13 protein-coding genes are annotated in these 15,379 nt (G+C 45.2%); 8 read left to right on the forward strand and 5 right to left on the reverse strand.

Going from position 1 to position 15,379, the window contains the following annotated elements; all coding sequences use genetic code 11:
• Positions 1 to 122 precede the first annotated feature (122 nt).
• From B3R91_RS09700 to ispH, 3 genes are all read right to left on the reverse strand, one after another.
• Entirely contained in the window at positions 123 to 938 is an 816-nt protein-coding gene (locus B3R91_RS09700) for a thioesterase family protein (protein WP_286797427.1), read from the reverse strand.
• A 101-nt stretch (positions 939 to 1,039) separates the two neighbouring features.
• Positions 1,040 to 1,285: a hypothetical protein gene (locus tag B3R91_RS09705; RefSeq protein ID WP_198329126.1), complete on the reverse strand. Its 246-nt coding sequence runs from the start codon at positions 1,283 to 1,285 to the stop codon at positions 1,040 to 1,042.
• A 1-nt stretch (position 1,286) separates the two neighbouring features.
• Positions 1,287 to 2,243, reverse strand: coding sequence for a 4-hydroxy-3-methylbut-2-enyl diphosphate reductase (ispH, locus tag B3R91_RS09710; protein WP_068403830.1), 957 nt, complete (start codon positions 2,241 to 2,243; stop codon positions 1,287 to 1,289).
• 431 nt (positions 2,244 to 2,674) lie between these two features.
• On the opposite strand from ispH, the gene gmk reads away from it, so the two are divergent.
• The 6 genes from gmk (at position 2,675) to B3R91_RS09740 (ending at position 10,801) form a co-directional block, all read left to right on the forward strand.
• Positions 2,675 to 3,301 (forward strand): guanylate kinase, encoded by a 627-nt coding sequence (gene gmk / locus B3R91_RS09715; protein ID WP_286797428.1) that lies wholly within the window; start codon positions 2,675 to 2,677, stop codon positions 3,299 to 3,301.
• Between the two features lie 202 nt (positions 3,302 to 3,503).
• Positions 3,504 to 3,764, forward strand: a complete 261-nt coding sequence (gene rpoZ, locus B3R91_RS09720; protein ID WP_068403827.1) for a DNA-directed RNA polymerase subunit omega — start codon at positions 3,504 to 3,506, stop codon at positions 3,762 to 3,764.
• Between the two features lie 449 nt (positions 3,765 to 4,213).
• On the forward strand, positions 4,214 to 6,403 hold the full coding sequence (locus tag B3R91_RS09725; protein ID WP_286797429.1) for a RelA/SpoT family protein: 2,190 nt from the start codon (positions 4,214 to 4,216) through the stop codon (positions 6,401 to 6,403).
• 119 nt (positions 6,404 to 6,522) lie between these two features.
• Entirely contained in the window at positions 6,523 to 6,903 is a 381-nt protein-coding gene (locus tag B3R91_RS09730; protein ID WP_191691038.1) for a RidA family protein, read from the forward strand.
• Positions 6,904 to 7,053: 150 nt separating this feature from the next.
• A complete protein-coding gene (locus tag B3R91_RS09735; RefSeq protein WP_286797430.1) occupies positions 7,054 to 9,360 on the forward strand; it encodes a primosomal protein N' in 2,307 nt (768 codons plus the stop codon).
• Between the two features lie 235 nt (positions 9,361 to 9,595).
• Positions 9,596 to 10,801, forward strand: coding sequence for a cation diffusion facilitator family transporter (locus tag B3R91_RS09740; RefSeq protein WP_286797431.1), 1,206 nt, complete (start codon positions 9,596 to 9,598; stop codon positions 10,799 to 10,801).
• Positions 10,802 to 10,965: 164 nt separating this feature from the next.
• Here B3R91_RS09740 and B3R91_RS09745 read toward each other — a convergent pair whose 3' ends face one another.
• Complete coding sequence (locus B3R91_RS09745; protein WP_286797432.1) at positions 10,966 to 11,211, reverse strand: hypothetical protein; 246 nt, start codon at positions 11,209 to 11,211, stop codon at positions 10,966 to 10,968.
• Positions 11,212 to 11,459: 248 nt separating this feature from the next.
• On the opposite strand from B3R91_RS09745, the gene B3R91_RS09750 reads away from it, so the two are divergent.
• A complete protein-coding gene (locus B3R91_RS09750; RefSeq protein WP_286797433.1) occupies positions 11,460 to 12,164 on the forward strand; it encodes a hypothetical protein in 705 nt (234 codons plus the stop codon).
• Between the two features lie 74 nt (positions 12,165 to 12,238).
• Positions 12,239 to 14,125: a monovalent cation:proton antiporter-2 (CPA2) family protein gene (locus tag B3R91_RS09755; protein WP_286797434.1), complete on the forward strand. Its 1,887-nt coding sequence runs from the start codon at positions 12,239 to 12,241 to the stop codon at positions 14,123 to 14,125.
• A 24-nt stretch (positions 14,126 to 14,149) separates the two neighbouring features.
• Here B3R91_RS09755 and B3R91_RS09760 read toward each other — a convergent pair whose 3' ends face one another.
• Positions 14,150 to 15,079 (reverse strand): DUF2628 domain-containing protein, encoded by a 930-nt coding sequence (locus B3R91_RS09760; protein WP_286797435.1) that lies wholly within the window; start codon positions 15,077 to 15,079, stop codon positions 14,150 to 14,152.
• Between the last annotated feature and the right edge of the window lie 300 nt (positions 15,080 to 15,379).

The raw sequence follows: 15,379 nt of genomic DNA on the forward strand, positions 1-15,379 counted from the left end.
TTATTTTATATAACTATTAACCATTTTCTTATCAACTAAATGCTAACTTAGGACGATAATTTGCTGAAACAATCCTGCTCAGTTTACTTTTGTGACTATCCAATACATAAAGCTATCGCGCTTTAACGCGGCATAGGGCGAATGGTCAAGATTTGCTCACTGCGACCAAACGGCCCGTGCACATCATGCAGCACAGCGCTGGTCAGCCCAATACCGTCATCGCCGTATTGTTGCACCGCTTCGATGCCAAGCCAGCGCCCTTTTGGCATGCGATGCATATGGATTTGCAAATCCGTATTGGGGAACATCCATTGCAATTCTGATAAGCCGAGTCCCAAGCGTGGCACGACGCCATTGGCGGTATCGACCATCCCCATTAGATGTACCAAATCGTCAGTCGTTTCGCCTTCTACCATCTCGACATCATTGGTAATCCATACCATACCACGACCAGCACGGCGGTCGGGCTCGGCAACCAAGCGGACGCTTTCGATAAAACCGCCCGGCCAGCCTTTCATACCATCCCAAACAGGCAAATCCTCAGGCTGATAGAGCGCTTTTTGGTCTTCAAGTCCGGCAATCTCACTAGTATCTTGGGTCAGCAGTCGCCAAGCACGGGCGATAATGGCATCACGGCCACGACTGCTCATGACCGCCTCAATTAGCTCAATCGTTCTACCCGGACGGATACAACGCGTGGTAACGGTAAACTCATCAAGCGGTATCAAGCCTAAAATATCCAGACTGATACGAGCGATACGCATATTTGCTTGCGGCGCATAACTTTCAAGCTCAGCGGTCAGCAGGCCAGTCGCTGGTGCCATATGCTGCTCGTGTTCATTCCAAGCGCCTTGTGCATGTTTGGTTGGCTGATAATGGGCAACGCTAACGCCACCTTCTAGCTGCTCGCGTTTGATAAACTGATAATAAGCTTGCATGAACATCCTTAATCTAATCTTCTTTATTAATGCTGTATTCTCGACCACTTTAATAGGTTGGTCTTTCATAATAACGGTTATATTTAATTTACCTTTAGCATTTACTTGGTAAGCTGTTGTTTTCTCATCATGAGCATGGTGCGACTTTTGGCCATTATAAATAGAAAAAACGCCATGACAGCGATAAGCGCGCCATATAAGACACTATAATCTTTCATAAATTGCGCAGTGTTCAGCACTAGCATGACAATCAGCACAACGATGGTAAACAGATTAATTTTTAATTGTTTATTAATCTCATCAAGCGTCGCTTCTGCTAACACAAAGCCTTTTTTCTGCTTATTCATGCTATTTACCTACTTGCGTGACCGGAATTCGCAGCGCTTTTGGCAAGCTAAAGGTCACGTTTTCTTCGATACCTGACAGCTCACTTGGTAAATCTCCGCCCCAATCTTGCAATTGTTGTAGCACTTCTTGGATTAATATCTCAGGCGCAGACGCGCCAGCAGTAACGCCAACACTTTGAATGCCATCAAACCAGTTTCTATCCATCTCAGTGGCATTATCAATCAGATAGGCGCGGCAATCCATACGCTCAGCCAACTCACGCAAGCGATTAGAGTTTGACGAGTTTGGCGAACCAACCACCAACACCACTTCACAACGACCGGCTAAATCTTTGACCGCATCTTGGCGGTTTTGGGTGGCATAGCAAATATCGTCTTTGCGTGGGCCTTGAATACTGGGGAATTTTTCACGCAGCGCATCAATAACGCGCGCGGTATCATCCATCGAAAGAGTCGTTTGGGTTACAAAAGCCAAATGCTCAGCGTTTTGCACATTTAAAGCCTCAACATCGCTTTCATTTTCGACCAAATGAATTTGCCCGCCGTGGCGACGATTAAAACGCCCCATAGTGCCTTCAACCTCAGGGTGTCCTGCGTGACCAATCAATACCGCATCCATCCCGTCTTGGGCAAATCGAGCCACCTCGATATGTACCTTAGTGACCAGCGGGCAAGTGGCGTCAAATACGGTCAAATCACGGCGCTCTGCTTCATCTTCGACCGCCTTTGAGACACCATGCGCCGAGAAAATCACAATCGAGCCATCTGGTACTTCGTGCAGCTCTTCGACAAAAACCGCGCCGCGATTGGCCAAATCTGAGACCACAAACTTGTTATGCACGACTTCATGACGCACATAAATGGGTGGCTCAAAACGTGTCAATGCTTCGTTCACTATCGCAATCGCGCGATCCACACCAGCACAAAATCCACGTGGATTGGCAAGATAAATTTGCATAAGAGGGCCTATCATTAGATAATTTATGGTTACAGCTTAACGTCAAACTGCTTAACCTCAAAACTTGGGATAACATCCATGCTCTACTTTAGCATAATTTGCTTTTATTGCCTTTGAAAATAGCTCTGTTTCAAATGAACTGAGCATTAACGTTCATTGACACAGCGCCTTTTAATGCAAAAACAGACAATAAATAAGATTAAGTGCTAAAAAGCTTGCGCTAATTAAATAAAAGCGCACCAAGCAGTTTATAATGACGTATCAATGAGAAATCAATACAACTTTATAGCGCCATACTTGATGGCGTTTTTTGTTTTTACCAGCTCAACACTTATTTGCGCCGTTTTTAGCTTTTTATTAGCGCACACTTTACTAGTACCTATTCCATTGTGGCACCTTACATTAGCAAACTATCCATTAGGAAAAACCGTATGACAGGTTCATTATTTATTATTACCGCCGCCTCAGGGACGGGCAAAACATCACTGGTCAAACAGCTACTGGCCACCACCAACGACTTGACCGTTAGCGTGTCGCACACCACGCGCGCGCCGCGTCCCGGTGAGATTGATGGTCAGCATTACCATTTTACCGACGTTGATAAATTTGTCACGGCTATCGGCGAAGGCAAGTTTTTAGAGCATGCCGAAGTGTTTGGCAATTATTATGGCACCTCAGAGCAAAGCGTGCGCGCGCAGCTGGAGGCAGGCGTCGATGTTATCCTTGAGATTGATTGGCAAGGCGCGCTACAAGTCAAAAAGATATTTACCGATGCGACGATGATTTTTATTTTGCCGCCAAGTTTAGCGACCTTACGTCAGCGCTTATCGACGCGTGCACAGGACAGCATGGAAGTCATCGAGCAGCGCTTGGCGGGCGCGGTCACGGAGATGGCGCAATATGTACATTTTGATTTTGTGGTGATTAATGACAATTTTGAAGTGGCATTAACCGAGCTAAAAGCCATTATCGTCGCCGAAAGACAAACCCTTAAACGCCAGCAGCAGCGCTATCATCGCACTATTGCCAATTTGCTAAATAGCCAAGTCGACGAATAAGCAAAGAAAACCTAGGAGAAAGAAGGTTTAAAAGTGAAAAATCTCGATTTTCGTATAACTAACAGTAGATATAAAAAGCAACTACGCGCCTAAGCAAAAAATGCTATAATGTCCAGCTATCCCCCTTTTATATTTCTGATATTATTTTTATTGAGTAACGGACAAGCGCCGTGACTGATAAAAACAACCGAGGTAGCTATTTATGGCACGAGTGACGATTGAAGATTGTTTGGATAATGTTGATAATCGCTTTGAGCTGATTTTGGTCGCTAGTAAGCGCGCCCGTCAATTGGCCAAGGGTATCGCTGAGCCGATGGTTGACGTCGATAATGACAAGCCTACGGTATTGGCATTACGTGAAATTGCTGCCGGCAAAATCACCCGTGATATTTTAAATCAGCCAGAGCATAACTTTGCGACAAGCTCATTAGATTTGGCTTTGTCGGGCGATCATAGCTTTTAATACAGAGCAGTTTTTAGTAAAGCCTAACTTTTAGCAATAAGCACGACCACTTTATTCCGTGCTGACATTACTAAAAGATAAGAACCACAGCATCGGCTGTGGTTTTTTGGTTATGAAACGACTGATAACACCAAACGCTTGCCAATTTTTGCGACCATTTATAGCGAAAATCATACCACTCAGGTAGAATTTTTTATTTTCTGCCTGACTTACGCGCATAAGAGTTGACATTGAGAACGATTTACGATTAATTAGAGGGTGGTCTGCCCTCTTTTCGCTTTGTGCGTTTTAAGTTAGTATGCTTTGACCTAATAGCTTACTCTTTTGCATAACCGCCGCTTATTCATCCAGCTATCATTTACCCAACAGTCCTGAACCCATTAAAAGTCCGTAGCCGACGAACCGTCCTGAACTGATAAATAGGTATTGGAAAATAGGATTACCACCTTATGACTCAAACCTTGCCCAAACTCAGTCATCCTTTAGTTGATGATGCTCAATACAACCTGCTGCGCTCAGTAGGTTATCTCACTGCGGCTGAACGTAGTGATATTATTGATGCCTGTGAGTTCGGTGATATAGCGCATATCAAAGATAAGCGTAAATCAGGGGAACCTTATATCACGCATCCGATTGCCGTCGCCGAAATATTGGCAGGCTTTCGCTTGGATCGCGATACCATTATTGCAGCAATCCTACATGATACGGTCGAAGATACCGAGGTTACCGCTGAAGATATTGAGCAGCGTTACGGTAAAATAGTATCCAGACTGGTCGATGGCGTGACCAAATTAAAATCATCAACCCATAACAAGCAAGAAAACAAAGCCGCCACCTTTCATAAAATCTTGACCGCTACCCTTGCTGACCCGCGCGTCTTGATTATTAAACTGGCTGACCGCTTGCACAATATGTCGACGCTCGATGCGGTACGCCCCGAAAAACAGCGAACTACTGCACAAGAAACGTTAGATTTTTATGTACCCTTTGCGCGCTTGATGGGCCTCAATGACATTGCCGATTATATCGAAGTGCTTTGTTATCGTAATCTTGATTCTGATATGTATAACAAGCTGTCTGATAAGCTGCTGCAACATGGACTTGGGCGTAATTTTCAAAGAGAAGCCATTCATCGCTACTTGAGCATTGTGCTAAACAACCTTGATCTGAATGGCATGGTCAAAGTTTTAGACAATCGCGTGGTTATCTTCCGGCAGTTTTTCCGTAATCGCGGTGAAATCAATGCGCTACTGCGCCATTATGCGTTTGAGATTGTGCTTGATAACATCGAAGCTTGTGACAAGCTCGCTTATTATCTCATTAAAAAATATCAGATTGATGACAGTCATATCGCCGATAACATTCGGCGTCCGCTGCCCGGTGGCAATCAGTCGCTCACCCTTATTTATGAGCGTGACAATGATTTTGTTAAAGTCACCATCTTAACCAAGCAAATGCAAAACGCGGCAAGGCTTGGCGTTATTGGTGCCGAACACGCCTCCGATGTCAGCCAGTCGGTTATTCAAGCATCACTGCGTAATATGAAAGACTTGGTTGACGAAGACACGTTAGATGCCGACAGTCCTGATTTTTCCGCGGCCGTTTCTACCATTAATGAGCTAATGGATTATCTACATTCAAGTAAAATCATCTGCTACAGTCCGCAAGGCCGCGCTTATGAGCTGCCCCAAGGCGCCACAGCCCTAGACTTTGCTTACGCCGTCGGTCCTATGGTGGGCAATGTCGCGGTCGGTGCCAATGTCGATAATAAACATGCAAAACTCGGGACGGTGCTAAAAAACGGGCAGTTGGTCGAGATTGAAGTCAGCAGTCATTCTGAGCCAAAGGCGGAATGGCTTGGCTTTGTGGTCACCAATAAAGCCCGCGTGGAGATTTTACGTTGGTTTAAAGACTTATCGCCCGCCGATAAACAGCATCATGGCAGACAAGCCCTAGACCGTGCCCTAAAAACCTATCAGAAAAGCCTCGATGATTTAACCGAAAGTGATTGGAAAAACTTAACTGAATGGCGCGGTCTGACAGAAAAAAATGCGCTGTTTGAGCAAATTAGCTCGGGTACGTTACTGCCGCAACTGGTGGTGACGCGTTTGTTTAGCGATGAAGTCAGTGATATGCAGTCGCAAGAAAGCGTTGATGATATGACCCAACCGCAACAATTGATTGTCAACGCGTCAGGTGTTGAGCTTGATTTTGCCAATTGTTGTCATCCGATTTATGGTGACCCTATCGTTGGCCATTTATCACGTCATGGTCTGGTTGTGCATCGCCATAAATGCTTTTCGTTAGACGATATCCGTAAAGACAACCCTTATCAAGTTATCCAACTGCGCTGGCGTAATGATAAAGCCATTAAACAAGGCGACTCATCCGGGGAACATAACAGCAAAATCCGCTTTCCTGCTTACTTAAAGCTATCTATTGCCCTAAGCGACGAGCAAATCAGTGAAGTGATTTATCATCTGCGCCAGTTAAACATCGGGGTCGAAAAGGTCGACGTGCGTAGCAGCGATACCATTATTCATATCGTCGTGCGTAGTCGCAATCATTTAGCGCAAGGCATTCGCGAGTTGCGTTCGCTACTTGGCTTCCCCAATATTATTAGGCTTTATCAATTATAAAAGCCGTTAAAATACATGTTAAAATCTATCCCTTTTAAAGACATTCAATGTTGAGCATTTATTATCGCCTGAAATTTTTGGCCAACTTTTTAACCAAAAAAACATCATAAGGAAATCATATGACCCGTCAAACCATTCAAACCGATAAAGCCCCAGCCGCCGTTGGTACCTATTCACAAGCGGTAAAAGTAGGCAATACTGTTTATATCTCCGGTCAACTGGGCTTTGACCCTGATACCATGGAGCTAAAAGAAGGCTTTGAAGCACAAGCCAAGCAAGTATTTGCAAACATCAAAGCCATCTGTGAGGCGGCCGGTGGCAGCTTAAATGATGTGGTCAAATTCAATGTCTCTTTGACCGATTTAAATGACTTTGCGGCGCTAAACGACGTATTTGTCGCTAACTTAAGCGAGCCATATCCAGCCCGCGCTGCCGTACAAGTGGCGGCGCTACCTAAAGGCGGCGTGGTTGAAATTGAATCTATCATGTATATTGAATAAGACGATTATTGAGCGTCACTGAGTATTACTGGTTTATAATAAATGATAATAAGCTTAGCTTCATGCTAAGCTTATTTGTCTGTGCCTGTTTAGATTTGCGTTGTTGTTACTATCCTCTATTCATTCGAAAAAAGACTGCGAAGCCCAGTTATGTTGCTACAAGTTGCCCTACCCGTGCCCCTTTATCGGGTATTTGACTATCGCTTGCCGGCAAACACGCCGACATTAGCAAATGGCGCTGCCATGGCCCCCATGGCGCTACCACCGATTGGTAGCCGTGTTGAGGTACCTTTTGGTCGTCAAACCTTAATCGGCATTGTCATTGCTCATATTGAAGAAGCGGCTAGCGACGTACCGACGAATAAGCTCAAACCTATTAATAAATGCTTAGATGCTGAGCCCATTTTAGACAACAATATGCTAAAGCTGGCCCATTGGTTGGCGCGTTATTACCACTATCCGCTTGGCGACGTGTTAGCGGTGATGTTGCCAACTCTCGTACGCCAAGGTAAGCCGCTAGATTTACTGACTACCCATTGGCGAATCCTACCGCACGTCACTGATGATGATTTTCATAGCAATGCCAAAAAGCAGAAACAACAGTTTGAGATGCTTAAGTTACACGGCGAGCACGGCGCTAGTGAAGACGTATTATTATTAGAAGGTATGCAGCGACCTTTCTTAAAAGCGCTAGAAGAAAAAGGGCTTATCGAGCGCTATATTGAAGCCAAATCTGCGCCCGCACCCGTTACTTTAGCAAAAATGCCGCTTGATCTAAATGAGGAGCAACAGCTTGCAGTCGATGGCATTATTGCGGCTCATGAAGCCAATCGCTACACGGGGTTTTTATTAAATGGCATTACCGGTAGTGGTAAGACTGAAGTCTACTTGCAGGCGATGCAAGCGGTCTTGGAGGCGGGCAAGCAAGTATTGATACTGGTACCAGAAATTGGACTGACGCCGCAGACGCGCGCGCGCTTTGCCAGTCGCTTTGCCGCTCATATAGTCTTATTACATTCGGGTATGAACAATACCCACCGCCTGCAAGGTTGGCAAGACTGCCGCACCGGTCGCGCGCAAATCATTATTGGCACGCGCTCAGCGGTGCTGTATCCGTTTGCGAATTTGGGCTTAATTGTCGTCGATGAAGCGCATGATGGTTCTTATAAACAGCAAGATACGTTGCGCTATCATGCTGCTGACGTCGCGCTGTATCGCGGCCTGCAAGCCAATATTCCCGTCGTACTTGGTACTGCGACTCCTTCGCTTGAGCATCTAAAACTGGTCGATGATGGCAAGCTTATCGAATACCAACTGCAAACTCGCCCTGGTAACGCCAAACCTGCAACCATGCAGCTGATTGATGCACGCCAGCAAAGCACCCATCAACAGACGACAGACGAAGGCGCACGTTATGATACCGGACTAACCGATGCGCTTATCGGCGCGATACGGCAAACGCTAGAAGCGGGCGACCAAGTATTGATATTTTTAAATCGCCGCGGCTATGCGCCCGTTTTGCTATGCGAAGCGTGCGGTTGGCAAGCGGATTGCCCGCGCTGTGATGCGCATTTGACCGTGCATTATAATAGCCAATCGCAATCCAATTCCTATTCAAACAGCCCTTATTTAAAATGCCATCACTGTGATTGGCAAGCCTATATCCCAACGGTTTGCCCTGATTGTGGCAGTCAAAATTTGGACGCCAAAGGTATCGGAACGACGAGGCTAAGCGAAAATTTGCATGCAATTTTTGCCAATCCACAAACCAGCAAAGAGTTGTACCCCATTATCCAAATCGATCGCGATACTACTAGAGGTAAAGATAGCTGGGAGAATATTTATCAGCGTATCAATGAAGGCAAACCTGCCATCTTAGTCGGCACGCAAATGGTCGCCAAAGGTCATCATTTTCCCAACGTCACGCTTGTCTGCTTGCCTAATGCCGATCGCGGTTTTTTGTCCGCCGACTTTCGCTCGCCAGAGCATACCGCCCAGCTCATGATTCAAGTGGCAGGCCGTGCTGGTCGCGGGGACAAATCGGGGCGCGTGCTTATTCAAACGCTGCAACCCGATAATGCGCTGTTATTAAAATTGGTAAAAGACGGTTACTTATCATTCGCACGTGAGCTATTGCAAGAGCGTAAAATGATGGGCTTGCCGCCGCATAGTTATGCTGCCCTAATACGCTGCGAAGGTAAAACGTTAGCTGCCACCACGCAAGCGCTAAAAGATGCCGTTGGTATTCTTCCAAATGCTCATAATCTTGCTGTTCTCGGCCCTATCGATGCGCCGATGAGTAAAAAGAACAGTCGCTACCACGCGCAATTACTGCTATTAGGCAAAGACCGACAGCAATTACATAGGGTACTCAATCACTGGTGGCAACCTGTACTTGCTTTGCCAAGCGCCAAATATCTAAAACTGACCTTAGATATCGACCCTGTCGGCTGGTAAACGTTCAATCTTAAAACACACCTCGCCAGTTTTAATTATCTCTCTATATATTGCTGTCAATAAAGAACGCTAGCCAAAATTCGCCTTATATCGTTTACTGCCTAGATACAGCAAGCCTTTAGTAAATGTGCTAAATTCTCTATAACTGTCTGGTTATGGACAGCAATCCTAACTTTATAAGCAATCAAAGCTTTATAAACCCTCTATTTCACCTTTTATTATCCCGAGTATTGTTATGAATCAAGAGCGCCCGAAATCTAAACAACATGACCATTCTCATCAGAATGCGGCGATTGATACCCATAAACATGCTCAAAATCATGCAGATAATAGTAATATTCAAGACAGATATACCAAGGATAATCAACACCATCATGACCACGATGAGCATCTAGAAGAGACGGTTGCACCGCGCGACACCAAGGGTTATCAGCGCACTTTGCTGTTTAGCTTTATCATCATTACAGGCTATATGTTTGTCGAAGCCATTGGCGGCTGGCTCACGGGTAGTTTGGCGCTGCTGTCTGATGCTGGTCATATGCTCAGTGACGCGGTAGCGCTTGGCGCGACGTTAATGGCCTTTAAAATTGGTGAAAAAGCGGCTACCCATCAAAAAACCTTTGGCTATAAACGCTTTGAGATTTTGGTGGCGACGGTCAATGGTGCAACGCTGGTTATTATTGCCATCATGATTTTTTATGAGGCGATTAAACGCTTTAACTCGCCGCCTGAGATTGCGACCCAAGGGATGCTTATTGTTGCGACCATTGGTATGCTGGTCAATATTGTGGTCGCTTGGCTGATGCATCGCGGCAGTCGCGGCACTGATACGCATGGGCATGCACATAGTCATAGCCATGGCGACAATCATGTACAGCAAGATGGACAAGCTGAAGCTAAAGCACCAGTTAATTTAAATATGCAAAGTGCTTATTTGCACGTATTAAGTGACTTAATGGGTTCGGTTGCCGCTATCGTTGCCGCGCTTTTGATGATGAGCTTTGGCTGGGTTTGGGCAGATGCGGCAGCGTCAGTCATTGTCGCCATATTGATTTTATTTAGTGGTTATCGCGTGGTACGTGATTCGGTACATATCTTGATGGAGGGCACACCAGAAGGCATCTCGTTGGTAGAAGTCGAAGATAAACTACTTACCCATCCACAAGTTCAAAAAATCCATGACCTACATGTTTGGAGTATCACCAGCGGTCTCAACGCCCTATCGTGTCACGTGGTCGTCGATGGTGAAATGAGTATTTATGAATCGAGTATCTTGATTGCCAGTTTAGAGCAGAGCCTTCTTGAGCTTGATATTCACCATGCGACCATTCAGGTTGAAAGCTTAGCGCATCCGCAAACCAAAACCCATAGCGACGCCTTAGTCTGCGATATCTCCCAGCAGGCGACTGATAGCAATAGTCATATTGGTCACAACCATTAGGCATGATTTTAGGTAAGATTTCTAAGACACTAAACTTTAAACATTAGCTATTAATAAGCCAGATACGACATATCAAAAACAATGCCCTTCTTATAACAATCAATTAAAACTAACCATCCATTAAAACCAACTATCCATTAAAACGTCGTCTATTTATGTTTCATTTATAAGCGACGTTTTGTCAAATAGTACTTTATTAAGTAATGGCAATAACGCAGCACAAAACAAACGAACCAAACTGCTGTTATGAGCCAAATACTCAGCCCCAGTCCCAACAGCGTCATGCGAATCCAAAAATCTAGCGCGCCGTCCATAAACTGTGGCAGATAAACCGGTCCCATATTTGACGCCAGTAGCAACCAAAATCCAAATACTAGCGCCAATCCTGCACCGGTAATTTTTAAAATCACCCTACTAAAACTTCTTAAGAAGCTCCGTCGATTATGATAATTTAGGAAATATTTAGAGCCATTATCCATAAAAACAGCGCCTAAGAAAAAGGTTTAATTTTAAACAAGCTTATATCAGGCGGCTTTTTTCATTGTAATAGGATGTTAAAAATCATGGGAAATTTGGCCGCGTCGCCATATTTTTTATCTAAATTCTGTATACTTAAAGCTGAAACGCCTAATTTGCCACTACTGGATTATTTTCTGCCATGTCGAGACGCTCAGCTCCTTTCGTCGCTCCAAGCTACATTGATGACCCTATCTCAAGCGAGGGTAAAAAGCATGCCAAAGCATTGCTATCGACGCTGCAAGAAGATATTGCCAGCTTTCGAGATGAGCAGTTTCCGCCTGATATTTTGCGGCAAATTCGTGATATGCCGATTTATGAAGGCAATTTAGCCGAAGTCCAAGCTTATCAGCAGCGTTGGCACAATCTGCTTGAGCGTGCGATGGCTTTTTATCCGGCGGCCAATCTACCGCCCGATTACCTGCCGTTACCTGCCAGCCTTGAGATACCGCAATTTATCTACCATGTACAAAGGTTACATCTGACCAAGACCCGTGCCAAAGAATCCAAAAGTTTTGGCTCGGTCGGGGCGCTGACCGATAAATGTGGCGATTATAGTGCCGATGAAATCGCCCGTATGAGTGCCGTATTTGACAATGATGATGAGGCACGTTTGGTGGCGCATCGTGAATTTATTGATTTGCGTGCTTATGTATTTTGCCGCGATTCCAAGGGCGAGATGCTAGAACCTGAGCGCGTACGCTTTTATCGTACGGGGCTTATCGTTCATGCCCTACCTGATTTTAAAATCGTCGACAGTCGTCAGACCCCGCGGAAACGCCGTAACGATGCTTATAGCAATCCGCTGGCAGACAATGGCGTATGGAAGATTTATCGTAAAAAGTAAACCCTGTAAAAGTTTTTACTTATAGCTCTATTTTGTTTTACTGCTCATTTTATCGTTACCGCTAAGGATTCCAGATGCTCGCTGCCGCCGCCGGCTCACCAAACTTGATGTTACAAGCTACAATTTTCTTGGGAGCAGCGCTGCTGTTTGTACCACTCGGCAAGCGTTTCGGTATTGCAACGGTGTTAGGGTATCTGATTACTGGCTTGATATTGGGCCCCAGTGGTTTAGACGTTGCGGGCGACGCCGAGAGCTTATTGCACTTTTCCGAGTTCGGCGTGGTCATGCTGTTGTTTATTATCGGTCTTGAGTTGCAGCCCTCGCGCTTATGGGCGCTACGGCGTTCGATATTTGTCCTCGGGGGCTTACAAGTCGGTTTGTCTGGCACGCTATTGATGTGGCTGTTACACCAGTTTTTTACCTTGCCGCTTGATACCGCTTTTATCGTTGGCTTTGGTTTAGCCTTGTCGTCGACTGCCTTTGTGCTACAAATCTTGACGGAAAAACAGCAGCTTTCTAGCACCCACGGCCGTGAAGCTTTTACGATCCTATTATTCCAAGATATCGCTGTTATCCCTTTGTTAGCCGTCATTCCATTTTTATCAGGGGTGCGCGAACAAAGCTACGATTTGATTTATTTTGGTAAAGTATTTGCCGTTTTTGCCGGACTTATCTTTGCTAGCCGTTATATCATTCGACCTTTCTTTAAATTTGTGGCATCTAGCGGTGCTTCAGAACTTTTAACCGCTGTCGCTTTATTTATCGTCATGGGCGTGTCTATTTTAATGGGGCAAATTGGCCTATCGATGGCATTGGGTGCGTTCTTGACTGGCGTATTGCTGGCGGATTCTGAATATCGTCACGAGCTAGAAGCCAGTATTGAGCCGTTTAAAGGCTTGCTGTTAGGGCTGTTTTTTATGTCGGTCGGCATGCTCACCGATGTCAAACTCATCTTAGCAAAGCCTATCTTTATTATTGGCTGCGCTATGGCGTTGATGGTGATTAAATTTGCGGTGATTACCGCCATTGCAAAAGTATCGGGCAATCGCTGGCCGACCAGTATTCGTTTGGGAGTTACCCTCGCTCAAGGTGGTGAGTTTGCCTTTGTATTATTCAGTGTGGCAAGCGCGCAAAATGTCCTACGCCCCGAACTTGGCAACACCCTAAACCTTATCGTCACCATCTCCATGGCGCTCACGCCACTGGCATTTTTACTCTTAGAAAAAATCGGTGAACCGCTCTTTGCCAAAAGAAAACCCAGCCGCGAGTACGATACCATTCCCGACGATGAGCATCAGGTGATTATTGCTGGTTTTGGTCGTGTGGGTCAGATTATCGGTCGCGTGCTGCGCATGCACAACATCGAATTTACAGCGATTGAGCGCTCGGCAAATCGCGTTGATTTTGTGCGTAAATTTGGTAACCAAGTCTATTATGGCGATCCAAAAAACCCCGAGATTCTACGCGCCGCCGGTATCAAAAAAGCACGCGTTTTTATCCTTGCCATCGACGATGTAGAGCGCTCTATTACCACCGCTCAATATTTGCGTAAAAACTATCCTGATATGATTGTCTTAGCACGCGCCCGTGACCGCCAGCATTATTACCGTTTGCGTGAAGTCGGCGTCCGTCATATTTGGCGTGAGACCTATTTATCGTCTTTAGATATGTCGCGTGAATCATTACAGCTACTTGGTATCTCAGCAGAAAAAGCGCGCGAGACTGTCCAAACTTTCCGCGATTATGATGATGATTTGATCGAGCGCCAGCGAGCGATTTATGACGACGAAGCCAGTATGATTGAATCGGCACAATCAGCCATAGCGGAGCTTGAGAGCTTATTTGATGAAGATATCGATAAAGCCCGTAAAATGGATTTGACGGACTTTTATGACGCGCTAAAAAGCCAATCCATACCCGCCGATGAAAAAGACAATCTGACCGCCGATTCTAAAAACTAACGGCTATTATAGTTTTATCGTTTATTAATCCTCGCTACAGCCTTTAGGCGCTTGCCTTTTATTTAGCGAGGTTGTACAGCGCCAATTATCGCTATCGGGCAGATGATAAAAAACCAGCGTCTGCTCATTTAAATAACGTAATGGAAATTTGACGTTTTGAATGGTAGCGATAACTGCGCAATCAGTGTTTGTCACGCCAGCAGCTTTAGTATCAACTGCGATATTGACTTGCTCTGTGCCCATATCTAAAGGCAGATTAAGCGGACACTGTCCTGTTTGCCGATAGCTAAGCGCCACACGATTTTGTGCCGTTTTAGCAGTATCGTACGCATCAAATAATATTTCATTTTCTTTAGGCTTGGCGACAATGGGCAAAAACTGCACCTTTATCACCATTAACGCAAAAGCAAAAAATCCAAAGCCTAAGCCCAAGCCAAATAGACTGACCCCGCCTTCCTTTTTTAAATGCGCTTTTTGCGCCGCTTCATCGCGCGGATAATCATTGATAGCATCCGCAATCTCGCGCCGTGCCATGCGGTAATAATAAGCATCCGTCCAACGTGCCACCATAAACGACCAAAACAGCCAAATCAGCGCCGCGATAGCGACCCGTATGCTCATCTGATACGCATCGGCAATAAAAGGCATCGCCACAAACTCAAACGCTACCAGTATCAGCGCCACATTCAGTTGAATAAATGACCAACCTGCGACGCTATATACAATCGCATCCATATAGCGCTTGCGATACAGCAGCCAAGGAAAGGTGACAAAGAACGCCGCCCAGTGCCATTTAGGCGACAGGTAGCCTTGTTCATCAAACTCCTTAAAGCGTTTAAGATAATACGACTGGCTACGCTGACTGATAAACCATTTATCCAGTTGTTCGCGTTTAGCAGCGCTCAGCTGTTCTTGATAAAACGGTGGCGGCGAATCCGTCTCGATAAATAACATGGTGATAGGCCTTACTGATTATTAAGCATAAATGTTAACGCGCGGATTTATATATCGTTTTTTTATCTAACGTTTCTTATTAAGTGGTTATTTTTAAACCCTTCTTTTTAAAACATGCTGGCTATATGATAACGCCAAAAGCCCTGCGTAGAAAACCTATATATATGAAACCTATATATACAAACAGCCTATAAAGTTATAAGCGTTATGGCGGGTGCGCTAAAACTGTATTGTGCGTTCACAGTGGTGAAGATTTCACTTATAATGAGGCAACTTTATCTACTTAATTAAGCTTTGTTA

It is taken from the genome of Psychrobacter sp. UBA6291 (assembly GCF_002439405.1).
GTDB classification, from domain to species: domain Bacteria; phylum Pseudomonadota; class Gammaproteobacteria; order Pseudomonadales; family Moraxellaceae; genus Psychrobacter; species Psychrobacter faecalis.